Below are 23,001 nucleotides of genomic sequence, written 5' to 3' on the forward strand. Positions count from 1 at the left end.
CCGCTCATGCCTTGACGGCGCCCGAGAGCATGCCGGAGATGAAGTGGCGCTGGAGGAAGAGGTAGAGGGCGACGACCGGCAGGGCGACGATGATCGAGGCGGCGGCCAGCAGGGAGTACTGGGTGGTGTGCTCGCTCTGGAAGAAGGCCAGGCCCAGCGGGGCGGTGCGCTTGTTCTCGTCGGTGATCATGACCAGGGGAAGCAGGAACTCGTTCCAGGTCCACATGAACACCAGCATCGCCATCGTCAGCAGGGCGGGGCGGCTGGTGGGGACGAGGATCCGCCACAGGAGCCGCCAGTCCGAGGCACCGTCCAGCCGGGCCGCCTCGATGATGCTGACCGGTACCGAGCGGAAGAAGTTGCGCATCCAGAAGACGCCGAAGGCGAGGGACTGGGCGGTCTGCGGCAGGATCAGCGCCCAGTAGGAGTCGGTGAACCCGGCGTCGCGCAGGTTGAAGTAGAGCGGGATGACGAACGCCTCGGGAGGCACCATCAGGCCGATCAGGGTGACGTAGAAGAGGAGGGAGCGGCCGGGGTAGTCGAAGAGGGCGAAGGAGAAGCCCGCGAGGATGGCCAGGACGGCCGTGAGGGCGACGACCGAGACCGCCACCAGCACGCTGGAGCCCAGGTAGGTGGCGAAGTGGCCCTGGTGCCAGGCGGTGCTGAAGTTGCCGAGGTCCAGGTGGTGCGGCCAGGTGAAGGACGGGGACGCCTGGGCGGCGGGGGTCAGGGCGGAGGCCGCCACGCCGATCAGCGGGACCAGGGCGAGCGCGGCGAAGAGGGTCAGGACGACGTAGTTGAGCGCCCGTTCACGGGTGGAGATCATGCGCCGTCCTCCTCGGGCTGGAGCTTGGTGATCAGGAAGGTGATGAGCAGGATCACCGCGGTCAGGACGACGGCGATGGCGCAGGCCGAGCCGACCTGGCCGGTGCCGAAGGCCCGGTTGTAGACCTCGAAGGCGGGCAGGCTGGTCGCGTTGCCGGGGCCGCCGTGGGTGGCGACGTACACCAGGTCGAACGTCTTCAGGGCGGCGATCACGGTGAGGGTGAGCGCCACGGTGATCTGTCCGCGCAGGCCGGGCAGGGTCACGGCGAAGAACTCCCGTACCAGGCCCGCCCCGTCGAGCTTGGCCGCCTCGTACAGCTCGCCCGGGATCTGGCCGATGCCGGCGATGAACAGCACCAGGCACAGGCCGATCTCCAGCCAGGTGCCGATGAGACCGACGGACGGCAGGGCGGTGGAGAAGTCGCCGAGCCAGGGGCGGGCGACCGCGTCGAGGCCGATCGCGCGCAGGGCGGTGTTGAGGACGCCGTCGGGGGCGTAGATCGCGGTCCAGGCGGTCGCGGTGACGACCATGGCGACGACCTGCGGCAGGAAGATCAGCGCGCGGAAGACGGAGACCCCGCGCAGCCGTGAGGCGCGGGTGGTGATGGCGGCCAGCATCAGGGCGAGCGTGATCGGGAGGACCGAGAAGAACAGGATCAGGACCAGGGAGTGCCCGAATCCGGCGCGCAGCTGCGGGTCGCGGGCGATCTCGGTGTAGTTGTCGAGTCCGGCCCAGGTGGAGGCGGAGAGGCCGTCCCAGTGGAAGAGGGAGATCTGGACCAGCTGGCCGAGCGGGACGAGGAGGAAGACCGTGAGGACGGTCAGGGCGGGGAGGGCGTAGAGGTAGCCCTTCCACTGGACGCGGCCGCGGCGCCGGGCCGGGCGCCCGGTGGGGGCGTCGGCCCGGCGCTTGCGTGCCGTGGGGCGGGGTGCGGTGACAGCCATGGGGGTGCGGCCTTACTGGCTCTGCTGGAACGAGGCGTAGTCGGACTGGAGTTGCGCCCCGAAGGCCTTGGGCGAGAGCTGTCCGGCGGTCAGTTCCTGGACGGCGGCGGTGAGGGTGTCGTAGAAGGTCGGGGTGGTGTAGTCGAGGTAGGGCAGCAGGCCGTCCTTCTCGCTGACCGCCTTCCACTCGTCGAGGATGTCGGCGTCGACGGTGCCCGCGGCGGGCTGGTAGTCGGCCTGCGGGAGGGCGGGCAGGTTGCCGTTGTCGGCGAGGACCTTCATGCCGTTGGCGTTCACGAGGAAGTCGATGTACGCGGCGGCCACGTCCGGGTGCTTGGACTTGGAGGTCATGGCCCAGGCGAGGCCCTCGCCGCCCTGGGTGAGCGGGGGCTGTCCGGCGGCGGGGCTGAGCGCGGTGAAGCCGACGTTCGTCTTCATCTTGGGTGCGAGGACGGCGGCCTGCCAGGTGCCGTCGACGAGGAAGAGCGACTTGCCGGCGGCGAAGTTCGCGACCGCCTGGTCCTTGCTCTCGCCGTTGAAGCCGGAGCCGAGGTAGCCCTTGTCGGCCCAGCCGCGCAGCGTGGTGGCCGCCTTCAGGCTGCCGGCGTCGGTCCACTTGGCGCCGCCCTCGTCGAAGACGAGCTTGCGGACCTCCGCCTTGCCGGCGGTGGCCGCCTGGACGACGCCGAAGATGTGGATGCCGGGGCTCTTGTCCGCGTCACCGTAGGAAAGGGGCTGCAGGCCGGACGACTTGGCCTTGGCGAGGGCGGTCTCGAAACCGGCGAGGGTGGTGGGGACGGTCAGGCCGAGGGACTTGAGCTTGGCCTTGTTGTAGTAGATGCCGACGATCTCGCCGGTCTGGGAGACGCCGTAGAGGCTGCCGGTCTTCCAGGTCCTGCCGTCGGTGGAGAAGCGGTTGAGGTCGAGCAGCTGGGACGGGAAGGAGGTGTCCCAGCCGTAGACCTTGGCGTAGCTGTCCACGGGCTGGAGGAGACCGGCCTTCACGAAGGCGCCCATGTCGGGGTAGCCCTGGTTGGCCTGGACGACGTCGGGCGGGTTGGCGGAGGACAGGGCGAGCTTGAGGGTGGTCTTGAGGTCGGAGAAGGACCGGGAGACACGCTTGATCGTGACGTTCGGGTACTTCGCCATGAACGCCTTGTTGAGCGCCTCGGTGGAGGCCTCGGTGCCCGGGTCGGTGTTCTGGTCCCACTCGGTGAGAGTGACCTTGCCCGCCTTGGCGACGTCGGTGGAGACGGGGCCCGCGGTCTTGTTCGCGTCGCCGGCCGACGAGTTGCCGCTGGGGCCGGGTGAGCAGGCCGTGACGGCCGTCAGCAGGCCGGTGGCGAGGGCGGTCGCGGCGACGGCGCGCCGGGCGCGGCTGCCTCGGGTTCTCTCGGTCATGGAGTGGTCCTCCTGGTGCTGGTGCCGGTGGAGCTGAGGGTGCGGTGCTGGGAGTGGGGGCCGACGGAGTGTCAGCGCAGGGCCGCGCGGAACCGGTCGACGTCGTCGCCGGGGATTCCGGCGGTCTCCGTGAGGAAGGCGTCCACGGCCTCCCGGCCGGGGGCGCTGCCCGCGCCGCCCAGGCTGCGCACGGACAGGGCGGCGCACAGCCCGGCGAAGCGGAGGCAGGTGTCGATCGGCCAGCCGTGCCTCAGGCCGGTGATGAGGGCGGCGGTGAACACGTCGCCGGCGCCGGTGGGGTCGACGGCGGACACCCGGGGGGCGGGGATCCGGATGAGTTCGCCGGTGGCGCCGTCCACGGCGACCGCGCCCCGCGGGCCGTCGGTCACGACGACGTCCGCCACCAGGTCGTCCAGGACCTTCACGGCCTCCTCGACCGTGCCGGTCCGGGTGTAGCTGGTGGCCTCGACGGCGTTGCAGACGAAGACGTCGACCTCGGCGAGGCGGGTGAGCACCTCGGGCGACCAGCGGCCGGTGGGGTCCCAGCCGACGCCGCCCACCACCCGGGTGCCCCGGGCGCGCAGCCGGGCGACCCAGCCGGGCAGCGGTCTGCCGATGGTGAGCTGGACGAAGCGGGTGTCGGGCAGCTCGCCGTCCCAGGTCTCCGGGCGCCGGGCGCCGTCTTCCTCGTAGGTGATGAAGGTGCGTTCGTGTTCGTTGGTCGCGGCCACGGTGACGGGGGTCTGCACGGCCGGGTCGCGGCGCAGCCAGGCGAGGTCCAGGTTCGGCTCGCGGGCGAGTTCGGTCACGAGGTGGGCGCCGAGGACGTCGGTGCCGATCACGGCGCACAGGCCGGTCGACAGGCCCAGCCGGGCGGCGGCCACGCTCCGGGTGGCGGTGCCGCCGGGCACGACGGCGAACCGGTCCGCGTACACCTCGCCGCCCGGGGCGGGCAGGTGTGGGATACCGGCGAATACGAGGTCGCAGAAGACTTCGCCGGCGAAGAGCACATCGAGCACGGATACCGCCTCCGTCGGGTGCCGCCTCATGAAGTGCTCAACTATGAGCACCGCTGCCACGCAATGACAAGAGTCAGTCAGTTACGAGGAAGTTTCCGTGCGCGTTATGACCGAAGTCGGTCATTCGGTGATAGCGTCCTTGCGTGACTTCACGCAATCGACACGCGAAGATCGTGGAATCCCTGCGCACCACCGGGGTGGCCTCGGTGCGCGAGCTGGCCGAGCGGCTCCAGGTCAGCGAGTCCACGATCCGCCGGGACCTGATCGAGCTCGACCGCAACGGCGAGCTGCTGCGCACCTACGGGGGCGCCGCCATGTCCCCGCGCGCCGTCCCGGACGGCACCGCCCAGGAGCCGGAGGAGGCCGAGGTCCCCTTCGACGTGGTCGCCACCCGCGACCAGGCGATGAAGGAGGCCATCGCGGAAGAGGCCGTGAAGCTGGTCGAGGACGACAGCGTGGTCGTCCTCGACATCGGCACCACCCCCCAGGCCATCGCCCGCAAGCTGCGCGGACGCCCGGTCACGGTCATCACCACCAGCCTCGCCGTGCTCGACGAACTCCGTCACGACGAGGCCGTACGCCTGGTGATGCTGGGCGGTGTGCTGCGCCGCAACTACCAGTCCCTGGTCGGCTCCCTGACCGAGCAGGCGCTGCGCCAGGTCAGTGCCGACGTGCTCTTCCTCAGCTGCACCGGGGTCCGCCCGAGCGGCCACGTGGTGGACAACATGGCGGTCGAGGCACCGCTGAAGCAGGCCATGATCGAGACGGCCGGGAAGGTCGTCCTGGTCGCCGCCGAGACCAAGTTCCCGGGCTCCGGCTCGCTGCGCGTCTGCCCGCTGTCGGACATCGACGTCCTGATCACCACCGGCGGTGCCGATCCCGACACTCTCCAGCTCTGCCGCGAGGCGGGTGGAAAGGTGATACTCGCATGAAGTTGACGGTCCTCGGCGGCGGCGGATTCCGCGTGCCGTACGTCTACCAGGCCCTGCTGCACGACCAGGGCTCCCCCCGCATCGACGACGTCTGGCTCTACGACACCGATCCCGCGCGCCTGAAGTCCATGGCCGAGGTCCTCGCCCGGTTCGCCGACGGCCGGCCCGACGCGCCCAGGGTGACGGTCAGTACCTCGCTCGACGACGCCCTGGAAGGCAGCGACTTCGTGTTCGCGGCGATCCGGGTGGGCGGGCTCGCGGGCCGGATGTGCGACGAACGGGTCGCCCTGGACCTGAACGTCCTCGGCCAGGAGACCACCGGCCCGGGCGGGCTCGCCTACGGCCTGCGCACCATCCCCGTGATGCTCGACATCGCGCACCGGGTGCGCAGGCTCGCCCCGAACGCGTACCTCATCAACTTCACCAACCCCGCCGGAATGATCACCGAGGCGATGCAGAGCGTCCTCGGCGACCGCGTCCTCGGCATCTGCGACACCCCCTCCGGTCTCGGCCGCCGTATCGCCACGACGCTCGGACTCGACCCGTCCCGGGCCCAGTTCGACTACGTCGGCCTCAACCACCTCGGCTGGATGCGCCGGGTGCTGCACGACGGCGAGGACGTACTGCCCCGGCTGCTCGCCGACGACGAGCGCCTCGGCGGCCTGGAGGAGGGCGTCGTCTTCGGCCGGGAGTGGCTGCGCGACCTCGGCCTGATCCCCAACGAGTACCTGTACTACTACTACTTCAACCGGGACGCCGTACGCTCCATCCTCGACGCCCCGCAGACCCGCGGCGAGTTCCTCGCCCGGCAGCAGGCGGAGTTCTACCGGCGGGTGACCGAGGCCGCCGGTGGCGGCGCCGTGCAGCTGTGGCGGGAGGCCGTGGCCAACCGCAGCGCCAACTACATGGCCGAGGCCAAGGGAGCGGTGCAGGGCGAGGCCGAGGCCGACGCGGACTTCCGGCCGGACCCCGCGCACCAGGGCTACGCCGGGGTCGCCCTCGCCGTCATGGCGGCGGTCAGCCGCAACGAACGCGCGACGATGATCCTCAACGTGCGCAACGGCACGACCGTGTCCGCGCTCCCCGAGGACGCCGTCGTCGAGGTCCCGGTGACCGTCGACGCCAACGGGGTCCACCCGCTCACCGTCACCCAGCCCGATCTGCACCAGGCCGGACTGATGCAGCAGGTCAAGGCGGTCGAACGGCTCACCATCAGCGCCGCTGTGACCGGCTCCCGCGCGGATGCCGTCAAGGCGTTCTCGCTCCACCCCCTCGTCGACTCGGTCGACGTCGGCCGCAAGCTCCTCGACGGCTACATCGACCGCATCCCCGAGGTGGCGGCCGTCTTCACGGGCGGGCGGGGCTGACATGGAGGTCGTCATCGTTCCGGACGCCGCGGCAGGCGGCGAGCTGATCGCCGAGGCCATGGCCCGGCTGCTCCGGCGCAAGCCGGACGCGCTGCTCGGGGTGGCCACCGGCTCGACCCCGCTGCCCGTCTACCAGGCGCTCACCGCCAAGGTCCGCGCCGGCGCCGTCGACACCTCCCGGGCCCGCGTAGCCCAACTCGACGAGTACGTGGGGCTGCCGGCCGAGCACCCGGAGTCGTACCGCTCCGTGCTGCGCCGCGAAGTACTGGAACCGCTCGGCATCGGCGCGGACGCGTTCCTCGGCCCGGACGGCACGGCGGCGGACGTCCGGGCCGCGTGCGAGGCGTACGACGGCGCGCTGGCGGCGGCCGGAGGTGTCGACCTCCAGCTGCTCGGGATCGGGACCGACGGGCACATCGGGTTCAACGAGCCCTGCTCGTCGCTCCGTTCACGGACCCGGATCAAGACACTGACCGAACAGACCCGCGCCGACAACGCCCGGTTCTTCGACGGGGACGTCGACCAGGTCCCGTACCACGTGATCACCCAGGGGATCGGGACGATCCTGGAGGCCCGGCATCTCGTCCTGCTCGCGACGGGCGAGGGCAAGGCCGAGGCGGTCGCGGCGACCGTGGAGGGGCCGCTCGCCGCGGTGTGTCCCGCGTCGGCGCTGCAACTCCACCCGCATGCCACGGTGGTGGTGGACGAGGGGGCGGCCGCCCTGCTGAAGCACGCGGACTACTTCCGGTACACCGTCGCCAACAAGCCCCAATGGCAGGCCATCTGACAGATGGTCATCGTAGTACGGCCGCCAGCAGGTCGGTGCCCAGCGCCGTCAGGTCGGGCAGGTTGAGGGAGTAGCGGACGTAACGGCCGTCCCGCCGGGAGGTGAGCAGGCCCGCGCGGCGCAGGACGGCGAGGTGGCGGGAGACCTCCGGGGGCGAGAGCTCCCAGAAGTTGGCCAGTTCGCCGGTGGTGTGCGGGCCGCGGGCCAGCGTGCGCAGCAGCCGCAGCCGTACCGGATGCGCGAGCGCCTCCAGCCGGAGGGTGACCGTCTCCAGGGAGACCGGCTCCGTGGGACTCGGCTCGGCGACGGGGTACTGCACCACCGGATGCCAGCCGGGCGCGTGGACCGCGACCAGGTGCGGGCGGCCGAAGACGCTGGGGATGAAGGTGACCCCGGCGCCGCGGGCGGCGGTCGCCTTGTCCTGCACCTTGTCCACGACGATGCAGTCGCCGTCCGGTGCCAGGGTGACCGCGCCGGAGACCGAGGCCAGTGCGGCCCCGACGCCCTGGCGTCTGAGCAGTTCGTTCTTCAGGCGCAGATCGGTGGCGAGCTGCACCGCGACGCCCGCCCAGGCGCCGTCGAAGAACGCCTCGGCGCATTCTTCGAGCGTGTCGCGCACCCGCGCCCGCACCGTGGCCGGGTCCGCGAGCAGCCGCTCCGCGAAGGCCTCCTGCAGCGCGCCGCGGGCCTGGGCGAGGTCCAGGGCACGCTCGCGGGCGGTGGTGTCGGTGAGCGGTGAGGCCCCCCGGAAATGGACCCGGTTGCTGCCGCACGTGGTGACGAGCGCGGCGGTCACATACGTCTCGTCGTCGATCCGGTCCACGTCGTCCAGCTCCTCGGCGAGGGCCTGCCGGGGCCGCGCGGGGATCAGGAAGTCGGCCTGGGAGGAACGCCAGAGGAACTCCGCCTCCCTGAGCCGCTCTGCCAGCTCCGGCCGCAGCCCGGCCCAGACGTCCGCGGCCCAGCCGGCGAACTGCGGATGGTGACCGGGTTCGGCCAGCACGTGCAGCATCGCGGTCAGCTCGGCCAGCGGGGAGGCGGCGAACCGTACGCGCTCGGACGGCAGACCGCCGATGTCGATCCTCAGCGTCATTCCCCCATCATCACCGCGCGGGCACCCCGGCCACGGTGCCGATTGACGAAGAGCGTCAACCGACGTGCCCCGCCCGGCGGGCGGACGCACCGTCTGACGCCATGGAAACCATCACGAGAGTCCGGCCCCGCGCCCTCGTCCGCGCCTCCGGAGGCCCCCGCTACACCGTCGCCCTGGCCGTGGACGCGCTCGGCACCGGCCTGCTGCGGCCCTTCCTGCTGCTCTACGGCGTGACGGTCCTCGGGCTGTCCGCTCCGGTCACCGGCACCGCCATGACGGTCGGCATCGTCGCGGGTCTGGTGTGCATGCCGGCGGTGGGCCGCTGGCTGGACCGGGGTGCGCGCAGCACGGTCGTGGCGGCGTCGATGCTGGTACGGGTGGTGGGCGTGGCACTGTTGCTGGCCGCCCCGCCGGGACATGTCGGGCTGTTCGCGACGGCGGCGCTCTTCCTCGGCATCGGCAACCAGGCCTGGCCGGCCGCCCACGCCGCGCTGGTGGCCACGGTCGCCCACGGCCGGGAACGCGACACCGCCCTCGCGGCGGCCCGCGCCCTGCGCAACGCCGCCCTGGGCGTCGGAGCCCTCCTCGCCACCGCGTGCCTGGCGGGCGGCGCCGGCGGCCTGCGGGCGCTCGCGGCCGTCACCGCGCTCGCCTACCTCGCCGCGTCCGCCCTGGCCTGGTCGGTCCACGTGCACGCGGATCCCGCCCAGGCCACCCGGGCCGAGGACCGGACCGGCGCGCCCGCACCCCACATGCTCACGCTGCTGGCCGCCAACGTGGTCTACGTCTTCTGCCTCAACGTCCCCGAGGTCGCGCTCCCCCTGGTCCTGGTGACGCAGTTGCACGCGTCCCCGATGTGGTCGGCTGCCGTCTTCGTGGCCAACACGGTGCTGGTCGTCACCCTGCAGGTGCCGGTCACCGTCCTCATGTCCCGCTTCTCCCGGCGGACCGTGCTGGCCTTCTCCGGTGTGGTCCTGGCCGTGTCCTACCTCGGCTTCCTCGCGGCCACCTCGCTGGGCCACGGCTGGGCCGTCCCGGCCATCGCCGCGGTGTCCGTGGTCTGCACGATCGGCGAGATCGTCTACGCCGGCAGCGCCACCGCGCTCGTCACCGCACTCACCCCCGCCCCCGTCCTCGGCCGCGCCCTTGCCCGCTTCCAGCTCTCCACGGGCTTCGGCCTCGCCGTCTCCCCCGCGATCATCACCGCCCTCGCACCCCACGGCCCGGCCGCCCTCTGGGGCACCCTCACCGGCGCGACCCTCGCCTCCGCCGCCGCCGTCGCCAAGGAAAAGAACCCAGCCACGTGACCCACTGTTCACCGCCGGCGAATCGCCGGGCAGGCGGAGTTGAGCGACGACGCTTCCGCGTCTTCGAGGTCGAGGCAGAGGTCTCGCCGCACGCTGAGGGGACTCGGCTCAGCCCAACGCGTCCAGCAGTGCGGTGACATAGGCGTCCAGTCGTGCTTCCACGGCCGCTGTGGTCAGCTCGGTCCGCCCCGCTTCCTGCCAGGGCCGGGCCACCCACTCGACGCCCGGCGTGAACGAGAGGGCGTCGAGCAGCCGCCAGTACAGCCGCTCGCCCGCGGTCGCGGCCAAGGCCCCGCCGGCCTGCTCGTACGCCTCGGCGAACCGCAGCCCCCAGGCCGGGCCGTGCAGCATGGCGAGGTTGGTGGAGCAGTGCGCCACGTCGAGGTCGGCCGGGCCCCAGGAGGTCTGCACCCAGTCGACGACCCCCGTGATCCGGAGGCGTGCCGGGTCGGCGGGCGCCACGTCGAACAGCACGTTGCCGGGGTGGAAGTCCCGGTGCAGGAACCGCCCCTCGTACGGCGGCGCGGGGCGGCGGATCACGTCGGCCGCCGCGGCCCAGGCCGCCGCGTCGGCGCCGTCCGGCGGGTCGACGGCGTCGGCGGTCGTCCATGCCCGGTACTCCCCGGGCCGCTGGGCGGGCCGCAGCGCGTGGATCGCCAGGAGCTGACGGGCCAGCAGCGGGACGCGTGCCTCCAGCCCCTCGTCGTCGAGAACGGTCCGTCCCGTCAGATGGGTCATCAGGAGCGACGGATACTCGCAGTGCGCGGCGGTCGGATCGACCGCGACCGGTCCGGGAGCCGTCACTCCGGTCCCCGTGAGCTGGGCGAGGACCCCGGCCTCCCGGGTCAGCAACTCCTCGGCATGCTCGACGAAGTACGGGTCGACGAAGGTCCGCAGCACCAGGTCGCGGAGGTCTCCGTCCCGGTTGCCGACGGTCAGCCTCCGCATCTCGGCGGTGATGCCGCCGTGCAACGCCTCGGTTCTGACGATCCGTTCGCCGGGCCGCAGCTGCCGGCCCACCCAGGCCAGGGTCGACGGCCGGACGACCGCCGCCCCGTCATGGCTGATCACCGTGCCATCCCACCACCCGGACGGCTGCGCCCGCAAAGGCTTTTGGCGCGGGAGCGGGAGCGGGCGCCGGCCCGGCCACGCGGACTGAGTACGCCTACTCATGCCGCCTCGGGCCGGGCCGAGGACGATGGGCGGTGTCGGCGGGTGGACAGGAGGCGGGGGCATGGGAAGGTTTCTGGCGGCGGTGGTGGCCGTCGGGGCGGCGTGCGCGGCGCTGGTCCTCGCGTATGTGGCGGGGGCACCGCCCGCCGTGGTGTTCGCCGTCGGGGCGGGCGTGCTGAGTCTGCTGTGGCTGCTGCTCCTGCTCACGGTCCCCTGGAACCTGTACTTCCGTGCGCACGCGGTGCTCGCCGAGATCGCGGTCAGCCGGGAGAAGGGCATGACGGTCTCCCCCAGCCGGGACGCGGAGGCCGCGCGGATCGCCCGGACGATGCTGCGGGCCGCGGTCGCCGGTCATGTGCTGACGGCGGTGGTCGTCGTCGCGGTCACCTGGGCGACGGACGAGTTCACGGGGTACTGGTTCGCCGGGTTCTTCCTGCTGAGCACCTTCTTCCGGCCGGCCGGCGCGTACTTCGGCCAGCTCCGGCGGCGCCTGGGCACCCTCCTGAAGGACGTCACGTATCCGCGGGACGACGTCGTCGAGGTGCGGGCCCGGCTGGACCGTGCCGAGGCCGGGACGCGGGTCCTGGAGGAGAAGGCGGAGGAACAGTACCGGGCCCTCGGTGAACTGCGCCGTGCCGTGGACGCGCTGGCCATGAGCACGTACGAGCGGAGCCAGGACGCGGACCGCAGGATCGCCGCGCTGGGCAGGGAGTTCGAGTCCACGGTGAACCGCCTCACCGACAACCAGGAGATCATCGCGGGCGTGAAGGCGTTCCTGCGGCTGCTGCGCGCCAGCGACCCGGCCGGCGGCGTCCCGGCCTCCTGACCCCGCGTCACGCGGGCCGCCGCCGATCGGGCCAGGCTCGGGGGCGGACCGGCATGGCGCCGGGACGGCGCGGTGCGGCGCCTGGATGCTGATGAGCCGGACCAGGCGGGAGTGAACGTGGACGATCATCGCACCCGGGAAGCCCGGGCGGCCCAGGAAGCCCGGACGGCGCAGGAGGCGCAGGAGGCGCAGGAGGCTCAGGCGGCTCAGGCGGCCCGGACGGCACCGAAGCCGACGGCCGCCGCCCGCTCCGGCGCCGAGTCCGCCGGTCAGCCCGGGGTCATCGGGATCGCGCTGGGCGCGGTGCTGGCGGCCTCGCTCGCGCAGGGTTCCTGGCAGTGGTTCGCCACCTACATCGGGGTGACGCTGCTCGCGGTGATGCTCGCCTTCTCCCGGCTGCCGGCCTGGACACCCCGCCTCCGCTCCGGGTACGGGCGGAACCTGGTGGCGTTCTCCCTGGTGGCCGGCCTGTGCGTGGCGATCACCCTGGCCCCCATGCTGCAGCGCTGGGCGTGGCTGTTCCCGATGCCGGGCACCCGGGACCGGTGCGGCGCGCTGGGCACGTACGAGAGCCTGCACGCGCGGGCGGCGCTGGCGGACCTGGCCCCCCGCGCGGGTACGGCGCTGGCCCACGCCCAGGAGGTCCAGAGCCACACCGCCGTCGCCGACTGCCTGTCCGCCACCACGACCCTGTGGCTGCCCGTCTGGGCCTGCGGAGCGGCCTTGGCGGTGGGGTTGTGCGCGTGGTTCTCCGGACGGGCCCGGGCGGGGAGCGCGGCGGCGGCCTAGGGTGCGGGTGCCCCTAGGGTGTGGGGCATGGACGCCCGTACAACGCCCCCTGGCCCGACCGATGTCGACCCCGTGGAGCTGCTCGCCGACCCGTACGCCGTATACGCCCGGCTCCGGGAGGCCGGGCCCGTGCACCGCGTCGCCGGAACCGACGGGCTGCCGGCCTGGCTGGTGACACGGTACGAGGACGTGCGGCAGGCCCTGGCCGACCCGCGGTTCTCGCTGGACAAGGCGCACGCGAAGCCCGGCGGCTACCGCGGGTTCGCGCTGCCGCCCGCGCTCGACGCCAACCTGCTGAACATGGACCCGCCGGACCACACCCGGGTGCGGCGCCTGGTGTCGCAGGCGTTCACCCCGCGCCGGGTCGCCCTGCTGCGCGAACCCGTCCGGCGGACCGCCGACGCGCTGCTCGACGCGATCGCCCCGCTGGGCCGCGCCGACCTGATCGCCGCCTATGCCGGGCCGCTGCCCATCGTGGTGATCTGCGAGCTGCTGGGGGTGGCGGAGGAGGACCGGCCGGACTTCCGGTCCTGGACCGACGCCCTGGTCGTCCCCGACCCCGCCCGGCCGGAGCGGACCAAGGAAGCCGTCGGGGCGCTGCTCGGCTTCTTCGCCCGGCTGCTCGCCCGCAAGCGCGCCGAGCCCGCCGACGACCTGGTCTCCGCGATGATCGCCGTACGGGACGAGGAGGACCGGCTCAGCGAGGACGAGTTGATGTCCCTGGTCTTCCTGATCCTGTTCGCCGGGTACGAGAACATCGTCCACCTCATCGGCAACGCCACGCTGGCCCTGCTCCGCAACCCTGCCCAACTGGCCGCGCTGCGCGCCGATCCCGCCCTGCTCGGTCCGGCCGTCGAGGAACTGGCGCGCTACGACGGGCCCGCGCCGCTCGCCATCCGCCGTTTCCCGACGGAGGACGTCACCCTGGGCGGGGTCACCGTACCGGCGGGCGAGACCGTGCTGCTGTCCCTGGCGGCGGCCCACCGCGACCCGCGCCGCTTCCCCGACCCGGACCGGCTGGACCTCGGCCGGGACGCCGCCGGGCACCTCGCCCTCGGCCACGGCATCCACTACTGCCTGGGCGCGCCGCTGGCCAGGCTGGAGACCGAGATCGCCCTCGGCGCGCTCCTGGACCGCTTCCCCGGTCTCGAACTCGACGTGCCGGTGGACCGGTTGAGCTGGCGTCCGTCGATGCGCACCCGCGGACTGCTCGCGCTGCCCGTGCGCTACTGACAGCGCCGGCACCGGACGCGCCGCGGCCCCTCGGGGGGCCGCCGTGCGGGCAGTCCCCCGAGGGGCCGGGCTCGGGGTGGGCTAGGGGCTGCGGCGGCGGGCCGGTGCCCGGGAGGCGGACTTGGGCTCCCGGGGCAGCGGCTTGGGCTGTGCGGTGTCCCCGGCGCCGAGAACCTGGTCCTCGTCCACGGTGCCGGGCACCCGGTCGGCGGCCTCCAGACCGAGGACCCGGTCGGCGGCCTCCAGGTCCAGGACCTGGTCGCCGTACAGGTCCTGCAGCCAGTTGGTCTGGTAGATGGTGTCGAGATAGCGCTCGCCGAGGTCGGGGGCGATGGCCACCGCGGTGAGGTCTCGGCCGTCGTGGCGGGCCAGCCAGTCCGTCGCGCCGCTGACCACCGTGCCGGTGGAGCCGCCGAACAGGAACCCGTGTCTGGCCATGCGGTGGCACATCCGGATGGTGTCCGGCTCCTCGACCCGGATCACCTCGTCCACGAGGGACTCGTCGAGCAGCGGCGGGCGCATGCTCATGCCGAGGCCGGGGATCATCCGGCGGCCCGGCTCGCCGCCGAAGGCCACCGAACCCATGGCGTCCACGGCGACGATCCGCACCGGGCGGTGCCACTCCCGGAAGTAGCGGGCGCAGCCCATCAGGGTCCCGGTGGTGCCGGCCCCGACGAACAGGACGTCCAGTTCCGGGAACCGGCGGGCGATCTCCGGGGCCGTCGTACGGTAGTGCGCGGTCCAGTTGCCGGCGTTGGTGTACTGGCTGAGCCACACGTATCGGTCGTCCGACGCGCACAGTTTCCGGACGTACTCGATCCGCGTGCCCAGGAAACCGCCGTTGGCGTCCTGGTCGGCCACGATGTGCACCTCGCTGCCGAGGGCCTCCATCAGGAGTCTGGTCGACAGGTTGCAACGGGAGTCCGTCACACACAGGAACCGGTAACCCTTGCTCGCGGCGATCATGCTGAGTGCGACGCCCAGGTTCCCGGACGAGGACTCGACGAGGACGGAGTCCGCTTTCAGGATTCCGTCCCGCTCGGCGTTCTCCACCATCTCGTTGGCGGCCTTCAGCTTGATGGATCCCGCGAAGTTGAAGGCCTCGCACTTCAGATAGAGCTGGTGTCCGCAGATCGACTCCAGGTCGACGAAGAGATCGCCCTCGTTGAAGGCATGGGGAGCGGAGATGACAGGCACGGCGGGCCTCCTGGTGCCAGGCCGACGTCGACGGGCTCAGCCGTACCGGCGCAGGTCGTGGAAGAAGTCGTCGATGAGTCGGAGGTTCCCCGTCCGGGAGACCTCGTCGTAGACGTACTTGCCGACGGCGAGGTCGAGGACGCCGAGACCGAAGGGCGAGAAGATCACCGGACGGTCGGCCGGCGGCGCGGCGCGTCCGAGCATGACGTCGTTGAGGGTTCCGTTGAGGAAGTCCCGGTTGCCGGTGCGCTGTTCGGCCAGGTGGGGTGAGGTGTCGGCCTTCAGGCAGTGGTCGACGTCGTCGACGAAGTTGGCCGCGCCGAGCAGGACCTCGGGGGCGAGGTCGCGCAACGACACATGCAGGACCAGCGGGTTGTGGGTGAACCAGGCCGGGTCGCTGACATGGGGTTCGCCGGCGACGGTGGCGAAGACCACCAGGTCGCTGGAGCGGATCAGGTCCTCGGCGCTGTCGTGGACGGTGACCTGCCCGGTGCCGCCGTGCTGGCGGAGGTAGCCGCAGAAGCCGGCCGTGCTGTCGGTGGACAGGTCGTGCACGCCGACGGTCTCGAACTCCCAGCCGGTGCCGTGCAGGAAGGTGTGGATGTAGCGGGCGATCAGGCCGGTGCCGAAGAACCCGACCCGGGTGGGGCGGGTGCGGTGGCGGCTGAGCCAGTCGGCGGCCAGCGCGGCGGAGGCCGCCGTCCTGGTGGCGCTGATGATCGAGCTCTCCAGGCAGGCGAACGGGTAGCCGGTGTCGTGGTCGTTGAGGATGAGCACCGCGGACGCCCGCGGCAGCCCGGCGCCCACGTTCTCCGGGAAGCTGGAGATCCACTTCAGGCCGTCCACCTGCACCGGTCCGCCGATGGAGGCGGGCAGGGCGATGATCCGCGCGGTGGGGCGGTCGGTGAAACGCAGGAAGTACGACGGCGGGTTCACCGAGTCTCCGGCGCCATGGAGCCGGTAGGCGGTCTCGACCAGCTCCACGAGCTGTTTCTCACGTCCGCTCAGGGCCTGCTGGACCTGTTCGCCGGAGATCACCGAGAAGGTCGGCACCTCCGGGCGGCCGGGCACGGCCCGCTGTGCGGTGGTTGACAGGACATCGGTCATCGCTCGCTCGCCTCCAGGGCCGGGCAGTCGTCGGCCGGCCGGACGGGTTCGCCCATGCCGACCAGCACCCGCCGTTCTCCGGTGAACGGCTCTCTGCTGTGCGCGGTGCGGATGTTGTCCACGAGCAGCAGGTCGCCGGAGTGCCAGGGTTCGCGGCGGGTGTGCGCCTCGTAGGTGCTGTTGATGAGCTGGACGACGTCCTCGCCGATCGGGGTGCCGTCGCCGTGGCGGGTGTTGAAGGGGAGTCCGTCGGCGCCGTAGACGTCCACGAGGTACTCGCGGACCTCGGGGGACAGCGTCCACTCGTTGAGGAAGGCGATCTGGTTGAACCAGCAGCGCCGGCCGGTGACCGGGTGGCGGACGACGGCGTTGCGGCGCTGCTCGGTGCGCAGCGATCCGTCGGGCTGCCAGCTGAAGTCGATGGCGTTGGCCCGGCAGTAGCGCTCGATCTCGGTACGGTCGCCGGTGCCGAAGGACTCGGTGAGGCTCGCGCCGATCTCGTCGTTGTAGGTGCGGGTGAGGATCCAGCCCTCCCGCTCGAAGCGTTCGGTGAGGCCGGTGGGCAGGGCCCGCAGCACCTCCTCGGCGTCGGCCACCGCCGTCGCCCCGCCCTGCTCGGGCGCGGTCGGACAGGCGAACAGCATCAGGCCGGGCACCTCCAGCGCGTAACTCAGCTCGTGGTGCATGCACATCGGCTGGTTGTCCGGCCAGGGGGTGGACGCGTAGAGGCCGGGGCCGTGGGCCTCGCGGGGGGCGAAGGCCTCCCGTTCCGTCATGAGGTCGCCGGCCAGCCTGGCGAAGACGGCACCGATCTGAGTGGTGTCCCGCAGCCCGAGGCCGCGGACGAGCAGCGCGCCGTGTTCGGCGACCTGTGCGCGGAGCGCCTCGCGGTGCTCGGCCGTCCACCTCGGGGCGTCGTCGGGGGGATCGACGCGCAGCAGTGCCGGTTTGTCCGGTCGCAGCTCCACGTCGAGCGGTGATGCCAGGGATGAGAACGGCATCTCGGGTTCCTTTCGGTCGACCGCCTGGGGTGTGACGGGTCAGGAGGAGGCGAGGGGGAGGACGGTGTTCAGGACGGCCTGGGCCGCCTCGGCCGGACGGGTGCGCAGGAAGTGGTGGCCGCCGTCGGCGAGTTCGTGGAGTTCGACGTGGTCGGCGAGGAGCAGCCAGTCCCGGTGGTGCCCGGTGTGGCCGGCGGTGTGCGGGTCGTCGGCGGCGACCACCACGGAGACCGGCGCGGCCAGCTTCACCGGCGGTGGGGCTTCCAGTGCCTGCTGGAAGTAGCGGTGGGCGCCGACGCAGTCGTGCCGGTAGGCGGCGGCGATCTGTGCGGCGTGCCGCTCGTTGAGTTCGGCGAGTTCGGTGTGGCCGCCGTCCGCGGCCAGCCGGACGGCGAGTTCGGTGTCGCCGCGGCTGGTCAGTTCGGTGGCGGCGGTGTGCCGTGCGGTGGCGGTGCCGAGCAGCTGTGCGCCGAGGAAGACCCGGGTCACGGGCGTGCCGCGCTCCTGGAGCCGCCTGGCCGTCTCGACGGCCGGGGCGGCTCCGGCGGAGTGGCCCCAGAGCATGACCCGGGTCAGGCCGCGGGCCGTGATCTCGGCGGCGACCTGCTCGGCGACCTGCTCGATCGTCGCGAACGGTTCGGGGGGTGCGGCCAGGTTGTGGCCGGGCAGGTCCACGGCGAGGACCGCCAGGCCGCTGCCCGCGAGCGCGGTCGCCATCGGCTGGTAGTTGACGGCGTTGCCGCCCGCGTACGGGAAGCAGACCAGGGCGCACTCCGGTGTGCCGGTCCCGCCGGCCAGGGGCAGCAGCAGTTCGGTGCGCTGTCCGGCGGCCGTGCCGTCGAGGAGGGCGGCGAGGTCGGCGAGCACGGGGTGGCGGGTGATGTCCTTCAGGGACACCGCGCGGTCGAGGGCGAGGGAGAGTCTGACGGCGGTGAGGGAGGTGCCGCCGGAGTCGAAGAAGTGGTCGCCGCGGCCGATCCGGGTCTCGGGCACCCCGAGCAGTTCAGCCCAGGCGGCCGCCACCCGCCGTTCGGCGGGGCTGAGTTCGCCCCCGGTCGCCGCCCCGGGTCCCTCGGTGCCGCCGGGTCCCCCGGTGCCGGGGGCCGTCTCGGCCAGCTTGGTCAGGGCCTTGCGGTCGATCTTGCCGTTGGCGGTCAGCGGAAGGCTGTCCTGCCAGTGGAAGGCGGAGGGGACCATGTAGGCGGGCAGTGCCGCGGCCAGGGTGTCGCGCAGCAGCTCCGGCGGGTGCTGTTCGCCACTGTAGAAGGCGATCAGGTGCCGGCTCCCGCCGCCGCGTTCGGCGACGACCACCGCGCCGTCGCGTATCCCGTCGGCGCGCAGCAGGGTGTTCTCGATCTCGCCGATCTCGATGCGGAAGCCGCGGATCTTGACCTGGCTGTCCCGGCGGCCGAGGAACTCCAGCTTGCCTCCGGGGTGCCAGCGTCCCCAGTCGCCGCCGAGGTAGAGGCGTTCGCCGGGCCGGTACGGGTCCGTGCGGTACGCCTCCCGGGTGCGTTCGGGGTCGTTGACGTAGCCGCGGCCGACGCAGACGCCGGAGAACGCGATCAGTCCCGGGGCGCCGAGCGGCACCAGCGCCAGGTGCTCGTCGACGACGTAGACGCGCACGTTGGCGACGGGCCGCCCGAGCAGGACCCGGTCGGGGACCTCCCTCAGGAGCTCGTGGTTGGTGTCGTCCGAGGTCTCCGTCAGGCCGTAGGCGTTGAGCAGGGCGATGTCCGGCTGGACCGCGAGCCAGCGCTGGACCAGCTCGCGTTTGAGCGCCTCGCCGGTCACCGACACACGGCGCAGGTCGGGCAGGGTGCGGGGGTGGCGCTCCAGGTACGAGACCACGACCTCCAGGTAGGAGGGCACGAGCTGGGCCACGGCCACCCGGCCGCGTTCCAGGGTGTCGACGAACCGCTGCACGTCCGTGATCACGTCCTGCTCGACCAGCAGGGTCCGTCCGCCGGCCAGCAGCGGGGCCAGCAGCTGCCACAGGGAGATGTCGAAGCACTGCGGGGCGGTCTGCGCCACCACGCTGCCCTCGCCGATCGCCAGGTCGTCGATCTTGGCGTGGAGGTGGTTGAGCAGGCCCGCGTGCTCGCACATCGCGCCCTTCGGCTCGCCGGTGGAGCCGGACGTGAAGTAGATGTAGGCGAGCTGGCCGGGGTCGACCCGGACGTCGGGGCCGTGGTCGGCGTGCGATTCGGCGTAGGCCGTCTCGACCAGGAGTCTCTCGACCCCGGGCAGGCCGGCCAAGGCCTCGTCGAGGGTGTCGGTGCTGCCGGTCTCGGTCAGGACCAGCCGGCAGTCCGCCCGTGACAGCGTTGCCATGATGCGGCCGGCCGGGAAGTGCGGCTCGATCGGCAGGTAGACGCCGCCCGCCTTGAACACCGCCAGGACCGCGGCCAGCCAGTCGAGGTCGCGTTCGGTGACGACGGCGACCACGTCCTCCCGGCCCAGGCCCCGCGCCAGCAGGGCGCGCGCCAGCCGGTTCGCACGACGGTCGAGTTCGCCGTACGTCCACTCCCGCTCGCCGTGGACGGCCGCGACGGCCTCCGGGTGGGTCCTCGCCCGCTGCTCGAACAGTTCGTGGGCGCGCGCGTCGGGCAGCGGCCGGCTCGGCCCGGCGAGGCCCTCCAGCTGCTCGCGTTCCTCCTCGGCCGACAGCAGGCTCCGCCGGGTGTGGTCGGCGTCCGGTTCCGTGGTCATCAGCCGCAGCGCCGCCAGGTGGTAGCCGCCGATCCGGGCGGCGGCCCGGGCGTCCAGGACGTCGGTGCGGTGGCGCAGGTGCAGGGTCAGCCGGCCGTCCGCGTCGGACCAGCGCACGTGCAGGGCGCCGTGGTCGGCGTGGCCCGCGTCGGCTTCGAGGGGGCCGCACACGGCGTCGTACGGCGGCTCGGTCAGCCCGAGTTCCCGGTGCAGCCCGGCCGGCGGGTACTCCCGGTGGGCCAGCAGGTCGGCCTCGGCCTGCCGGGCGGCCGTGAGCAGGGCCTGCCAGGAGCCGGCGGGGACGGCCGTCCGGCACGGTAGGGGTGCGCCGCGCCCGCCGGGGGTGTACCCGGTGACCACCTCCGGCTCGCCGGAGAGCACGGCCAGCACCTTCAGGTGCGCGGCCAGCAGCAGGGCGTCGACGGTGAGTTCACTCCGCCGGGCCAGTTCCCGTACGGCCCCGGTCAGGTCGTCCGGCACCGGCATCCCGTGCTCGGCCGTGCCGGGGGCCGGTTCCCGGACCCACCGCGGCACAGCGGTGGCACCGCCGGCGGTCAGTGTCCGGCGCCAGAACTCCCGGTCCGCTTCCACGCGCGTTCCCATCGAATGGCCTTCCTCAACTCACGGTCGCCGTGGCGGCGTCGACCGCTGACGTGACCCGGCCGACGGCACGGGGCGGGCTGCCGCCCTCCGGCATGTCGATCGCGGGATTGCCGCCCCAGCGGGCGTTCGGGGGGACTTCCTCGCCCTTCATCAGGAAGGCGTCGGGGGCGAGCACCGCGCCGTCGCCCATGGTCACGCCGTAGTGCACATGGGCGGCGATGCCCAGGGTGCAGCCGGTGCCGAGCGTCGTGACGTCGGACTTGAAGGTGCCGTCCTCCTGCGAGTGGCACTGGATCTTGCTGCCGGCGTTGAGCGTGCAGTCGTCGCCGATGGTGGCGAGGGTGCGTTCGGTCAGGTAGCAGCCGTCGTCGAACACCCGGCGGCCGATGCGCACCCCCAGCAGCCGCCAGACCAGCGCCTTGAACGGGGTTCCGTTGAAGACGTTGAGGAAGTGGTCCGGGACCTTCCACAGCCGCTCGTGCCACCAGAAGTACGGTTCGTAGATCGAGCACAGCCGGGGGCGCAGCGCGCGGAACGACCCGATGCAGCGCTCCACCAGGATGAAGTACACGGTGGAGAAGGCGAGGGTGAGCGCCAGGTATCCGGCGATCACCGCCTGTCCGAGCACTCCGTACAGGTCCACGGAGGCGAGTCCGAACAGGGTGAGCGCGAAGGTGTGCAGCCAGCGCACGAACAGCATGAGCGCCATCGAGCGGAGGTTGTAGCGGTTCTTCGCGGCGAGCCGGTGGCGGAGCGCGTCGCCGGTCCTGAGGTGGTCGAAGCGGGTGTCGCGCTCGACGGTGCGGGGGATCTCGAAGCACGGGGAGCCGAGGAGGCCGACGCCTTCGCGGACCTCGCCGTCGAGCGGGATCATCACCTTCGTCGCGAGCAGGCAGTTGTCCCCGGTTCTGCCGCCCGCCGGATAGGCGATGTTGTTGCCGAGGAAGTTGTGCGGCCCGATGGTGGCTCTGGACAGCCGGAAGGAGGTGCTGGAGAAGTCGGCGTTGAGGACGGAGAGGCCGTCGGCGACCATCGTTCCGCTGCCGACGGAGACCAGCAGGGGTGACTCGTGCTGCACCTCGGTGCCGAAGTTCGACCCGGTCTGCTCGACCCGTGAGAGGTCGTATCCGAGGCCGCGGAGGTAGTACACGATGTAGGAGCTGTCGCCGAAGAGCCAGGCGAAGAACTTGACGTTCGTCATGCGGGCCGTGGTCCGTTGCAGCGCGTAGTGGAATCCGTAGAGCGGATAGACCTTGTCGGGTCTGACGACGAGGCCCACCAGGCGCGGAAGGGTGCACAGGGCGGCCAGGCCCAGGACGAGGAACCCGAAGAACAGGACGAGGGAGAGCACCAGGGCGTCGGGGAGGAGTGCCGACGGGGCGAGTGCGGCGGTCTCCGGATCGAGTCGCTTGCCGATCGCCGGTACCTCGGTGAACAGCATGTATATTCCGCCGACCAGCAGCGGGACGTACAGGAGGAGCAGCTGCAGCAGGGTGCCGAGGCCGAACCAGGCGCGGCGCAGGGTGCCGCAGGCGGCGGGGGCGACCCTGACATAGTCGACCCGGGTGGGCTCCGCGGGGGATCCGTGCCAGTGCTCGCCGTCCGGGACCGCCTGGCCGCGGTACAGGGCGGAGGAGTGGCCGAGCTGGGCGCCGTGCCCCATCGAGGTGTCGATGTCCAGCACGGTCTTCTCGCCGACGAAGACGTTCTCGCCGAGGGTGATCCGGCCGGTCTGGATGTGTCCGGCGTAGGCCCGGTAGCAGAGGAGGAAGGAGTCCTTGCGGATCACGGTGCCGGCGCCGATCGTCAGCAGGTCGGTGCAGACCGGGACGGAGTGGGAGAGGATCGTCACTCCCCTGCCGATCCGCGCGCCGAGGGCCCGCAGGTACAGCACGTACAGCGGGGTCCCGGTGAGGAAGACCATCGGGTTCGCGTGCAGCAGCACCTTGACGAGCCAGAAGCGCAGGTAGGCCAGGCCCCAGACGGGGAACTCGGCGGGCCGCCAGCGGCCTATGAGCACCCACTTCGCGACGACCGGGAACACGCACAGCGCCACGAAGGCGGTGCCTCCGAAGAGCACGGACCGCAGATAGACGTCGGCCAGGCCCTTGCCGGTGGCGATCCACTCGTAGCCCGCGGCGGTGACGAACCCGGAGACGAGGGAGTAGCCGAGGAAGACCAGCAGCTGGAGGGTTCCGCAGAGCAGGTGGCTCGGCCGGTTCCCGCGCTTCCCGGCCGCCGGAGCCGGTACGGGCGCCGGTGCCGAGGGGGCGACCGCGGGGCCGGCGGGGGCGGTCTCGCCGAGGGCGGTGGCCAAGGCGCGGATCGTGGGGTGCCGGTAGATGTCCTTCATGGACGGCGACGGCAGATCCGCGGTCTTGCGTATTCGCGCGCAGAACTGGGCCATGACCAGGGAGTTCGCACCGAGGTCGGTGAAGAAGTGGCCGTCGGCCGGAACCCGCTCGGTACCGAGGAGGTCGGCCAGGACCTGCGCGAACCGCCGCTCGGTGTCCGCCGCGCCGGGGCCAGTGCCGCTCAGGGCGACGGCAGGTTCGTCCGGCTCCGACACGACCTCGGAGGACTGCTCCACCATGCGATCTCCTGAAGAACGTGGATGTTCCTGATCACGAACCGGCGGATTCAGTCTGTCCAGAGAGACGTCGTTTTTGCCACTTTTATCCAGG

18 protein-coding genes are annotated in these 23,001 nt (G+C 72.2%); 7 read left to right on the forward strand and 11 right to left on the reverse strand.

From position 1 onward, the window contains the following. Window positions 1-4 precede the first annotated feature (4 nt). The 4 genes from ACIPSJ_RS22815 to ACIPSJ_RS22830 all read right to left on the reverse strand — a co-directional run bounded on the left by ACIPSJ_RS22815 (window position 5) and on the right by ACIPSJ_RS22830 (window position 4,190). Window positions 5-826, reverse strand: a complete 822-nt coding sequence (locus ACIPSJ_RS22815) for a carbohydrate ABC transporter permease (RefSeq protein ID WP_401348220.1) — start codon at window positions 824-826, stop codon at window positions 5-7. Next, entirely contained in the window at window positions 823-1,770 is a 948-nt protein-coding gene (locus tag ACIPSJ_RS22820) for a sugar ABC transporter permease (RefSeq protein ID WP_359212479.1), read from the reverse strand. Before ACIPSJ_RS22820 ends, ACIPSJ_RS22815 begins: the two co-directional genes overlap by 4 nt. A gap of 12 nt (window positions 1,771-1,782) precedes the next feature. Continuing rightward, window positions 1,783-3,171: an extracellular solute-binding protein gene (locus ACIPSJ_RS22825; RefSeq protein ID WP_401348222.1), complete on the reverse strand. Its 1,389-nt coding sequence runs from the start codon at window positions 3,169-3,171 to the stop codon at window positions 1,783-1,785. A gap of 71 nt (window positions 3,172-3,242) precedes the next feature. Continuing rightward, the gene (locus ACIPSJ_RS22830) at window positions 3,243-4,190 is read right to left on the reverse strand and encodes a carbohydrate kinase family protein (protein WP_401348225.1); all 948 of its coding nucleotides are present in this window, start codon (window positions 4,188-4,190) and stop codon (window positions 3,243-3,245) included. Between the two features lie 143 nt (window positions 4,191-4,333). On the opposite strand from ACIPSJ_RS22830, the gene ACIPSJ_RS22835 reads away from it, so the two are divergent. From ACIPSJ_RS22835 to nagB, 3 genes are read left to right on the forward strand one after another with little or no spacing between them, the layout of a single operon-like run. After that, window positions 4,334-5,122, forward strand: a complete 789-nt coding sequence (locus tag ACIPSJ_RS22835; protein WP_355709144.1) for a DeoR/GlpR family DNA-binding transcription regulator — start codon at window positions 4,334-4,336, stop codon at window positions 5,120-5,122. Beyond that, window positions 5,119-6,489 carry a 6-phospho-beta-glucosidase gene (locus ACIPSJ_RS22840; protein ID WP_401348227.1) on the forward strand — a complete coding sequence of 457 codons (1,371 nt, stop codon included), beginning with the start codon at window positions 5,119-5,121 and terminating at the stop codon, window positions 6,487-6,489. Before ACIPSJ_RS22835 ends, ACIPSJ_RS22840 begins: the two co-directional genes overlap by 4 nt. A 1-nt stretch (window position 6,490) precedes the next feature. After that, window positions 6,491-7,276 carry a glucosamine-6-phosphate deaminase gene (gene nagB, locus ACIPSJ_RS22845; RefSeq protein WP_401348229.1) on the forward strand — a complete coding sequence of 262 codons (786 nt, stop codon included), beginning with the start codon at window positions 6,491-6,493 and terminating at the stop codon, window positions 7,274-7,276. A gap of 7 nt (window positions 7,277-7,283) precedes the next feature. On the opposite strand, the gene ACIPSJ_RS22850 is transcribed toward nagB, so the two are convergent. Next, window positions 7,284-8,369, reverse strand: coding sequence for a DUF5937 family protein (locus tag ACIPSJ_RS22850; RefSeq protein WP_401348231.1), 1,086 nt, complete (start codon window positions 8,367-8,369; stop codon window positions 7,284-7,286). A gap of 101 nt (window positions 8,370-8,470) precedes the next feature. On the opposite strand from ACIPSJ_RS22850, the gene ACIPSJ_RS22855 reads away from it, so the two are divergent. Then, the gene (locus ACIPSJ_RS22855; RefSeq protein ID WP_401348233.1) at window positions 8,471-9,676 is read left to right on the forward strand and encodes an MFS transporter; all 1,206 of its coding nucleotides are present in this window, start codon (window positions 8,471-8,473) and stop codon (window positions 9,674-9,676) included. 108 nt (window positions 9,677-9,784) lie between these two features. Here ACIPSJ_RS22855 and ACIPSJ_RS22860 read toward each other — a convergent pair whose 3' ends face one another. Then, a complete protein-coding gene (locus tag ACIPSJ_RS22860) occupies window positions 9,785-10,747 on the reverse strand; it encodes a phosphotransferase family protein (protein WP_401348234.1) in 963 nt (320 codons plus the stop codon). A gap of 163 nt (window positions 10,748-10,910) precedes the next feature. Between ACIPSJ_RS22860 and ACIPSJ_RS22865 the strand changes: the two genes are divergently transcribed. The 3 genes from ACIPSJ_RS22865 to ACIPSJ_RS22875 all read left to right on the forward strand — a co-directional run bounded on the left by ACIPSJ_RS22865 (window position 10,911) and on the right by ACIPSJ_RS22875 (window position 13,697). After that, window positions 10,911-11,675: a hypothetical protein gene (locus tag ACIPSJ_RS22865; RefSeq protein ID WP_401348237.1), complete on the forward strand. Its 765-nt coding sequence runs from the start codon at window positions 10,911-10,913 to the stop codon at window positions 11,673-11,675. Window positions 11,676-11,792: 117 nt separating this feature from the next. Then, the gene (locus ACIPSJ_RS22870; protein WP_401348239.1) at window positions 11,793-12,464 is read left to right on the forward strand and encodes a hypothetical protein; all 672 of its coding nucleotides are present in this window, start codon (window positions 11,793-11,795) and stop codon (window positions 12,462-12,464) included. 27 nt (window positions 12,465-12,491) lie between these two features. Beyond that, complete coding sequence (locus ACIPSJ_RS22875; protein WP_401348242.1) at window positions 12,492-13,697, forward strand: cytochrome P450; 1,206 nt, start codon at window positions 12,492-12,494, stop codon at window positions 13,695-13,697. Between the two features lie 81 nt (window positions 13,698-13,778). On the opposite strand, the gene sbnA is transcribed toward ACIPSJ_RS22875, so the two are convergent. Genes sbnA through ACIPSJ_RS22900 form a run of 5 tightly spaced genes read right to left on the reverse strand, consistent with a single transcriptional unit; the run spans window position 13,779 to window position 22,910 of the window. Next, window positions 13,779-14,894, reverse strand: a complete 1,116-nt coding sequence (gene sbnA, locus ACIPSJ_RS22880) for a 2,3-diaminopropionate biosynthesis protein SbnA (protein WP_359212446.1) — start codon at window positions 14,892-14,894, stop codon at window positions 13,779-13,781. 36 nt (window positions 14,895-14,930) lie between these two features. After that, window positions 14,931-16,001, reverse strand: coding sequence for a 2,3-diaminopropionate biosynthesis protein SbnB (gene sbnB, locus ACIPSJ_RS22885; protein WP_359212443.1), 1,071 nt, complete (start codon window positions 15,999-16,001; stop codon window positions 14,931-14,933). After that, the gene (locus ACIPSJ_RS22890; RefSeq protein ID WP_401348245.1) at window positions 15,998-17,002 is read right to left on the reverse strand and encodes a TauD/TfdA family dioxygenase; all 1,005 of its coding nucleotides are present in this window, start codon (window positions 17,000-17,002) and stop codon (window positions 15,998-16,000) included. Before ACIPSJ_RS22890 ends, sbnB begins: the two co-directional genes overlap by 4 nt. Window positions 17,003-17,041: 39 nt before the next feature. Then, window positions 17,042-20,317 carry an amino acid adenylation domain-containing protein gene (locus ACIPSJ_RS22895; protein ID WP_401348248.1) on the reverse strand — a complete coding sequence of 1,092 codons (3,276 nt, stop codon included), beginning with the start codon at window positions 20,315-20,317 and terminating at the stop codon, window positions 17,042-17,044. A gap of 13 nt (window positions 20,318-20,330) precedes the next feature. Then, window positions 20,331-22,910 (reverse strand): Pls/PosA family non-ribosomal peptide synthetase, encoded by a 2,580-nt coding sequence (locus ACIPSJ_RS22900; protein ID WP_401348250.1) that lies wholly within the window; start codon window positions 22,908-22,910, stop codon window positions 20,331-20,333. Window positions 22,911-23,001 lie beyond the last annotated feature (91 nt).

Source organism: Streptomyces sp. NPDC090088, assembly GCF_044747345.1.
Classification (GTDB): Bacteria; Actinomycetota; Actinomycetes; order Streptomycetales; family Streptomycetaceae; genus Streptomyces.

Bases quoted from the DNA above. Each gene is read 5' to 3' on its own strand.
- ACIPSJ_RS22825 (WP_401348222.1), bottom strand. From the start codon at position 3,171: ATGACCGAGAGAACCCGAGGCAGCCGCGCCCGGCGCGCCGTCGCCGCG.
- sbnB (WP_359212443.1), bottom strand. From the start codon at position 16,001: ATGACCGATGTCCTGTCAACCACCGCACAGCGGGCCGTGCCCGGCCGC.
- ACIPSJ_RS22840 (WP_401348227.1), top strand. From the start codon at position 5,119: ATGAAGTTGACGGTCCTCGGCGGCGGCGGATTCCGCGTGCCGTACGTC.
- ACIPSJ_RS22875 (WP_401348242.1), top strand. From the start codon at position 12,492: ATGGACGCCCGTACAACGCCCCCTGGCCCGACCGATGTCGACCCCGTG.
- ACIPSJ_RS22820 (WP_359212479.1), bottom strand. From the start codon at position 1,770: ATGGCTGTCACCGCACCCCGCCCCACGGCACGCAAGCGCCGGGCCGAC.
- ACIPSJ_RS22890 (WP_401348245.1), bottom strand. From the start codon at position 17,002: ATGCCGTTCTCATCCCTGGCATCACCGCTCGACGTGGAGCTGCGACCG.
- ACIPSJ_RS22865 (WP_401348237.1), top strand. From the start codon at position 10,911: ATGGGAAGGTTTCTGGCGGCGGTGGTGGCCGTCGGGGCGGCGTGCGCG.
- ACIPSJ_RS22855 (WP_401348233.1), top strand. From the start codon at position 8,471: ATGGAAACCATCACGAGAGTCCGGCCCCGCGCCCTCGTCCGCGCCTCC.
- nagB (WP_401348229.1), top strand. From the start codon at position 6,491: ATGGAGGTCGTCATCGTTCCGGACGCCGCGGCAGGCGGCGAGCTGATC.
- ACIPSJ_RS22815 (WP_401348220.1), bottom strand. From the start codon at position 826: ATGATCTCCACCCGTGAACGGGCGCTCAACTACGTCGTCCTGACCCTC.
- ACIPSJ_RS22850 (WP_401348231.1), bottom strand. From the start codon at position 8,369: ATGACGCTGAGGATCGACATCGGCGGTCTGCCGTCCGAGCGCGTACGG.
- ACIPSJ_RS22900 (WP_401348250.1), bottom strand. From the start codon at position 22,910: ATGGTGGAGCAGTCCTCCGAGGTCGTGTCGGAGCCGGACGAACCTGCC.
- ACIPSJ_RS22895 (WP_401348248.1), bottom strand. From the start codon at position 20,317: ATGGGAACGCGCGTGGAAGCGGACCGGGAGTTCTGGCGCCGGACACTG.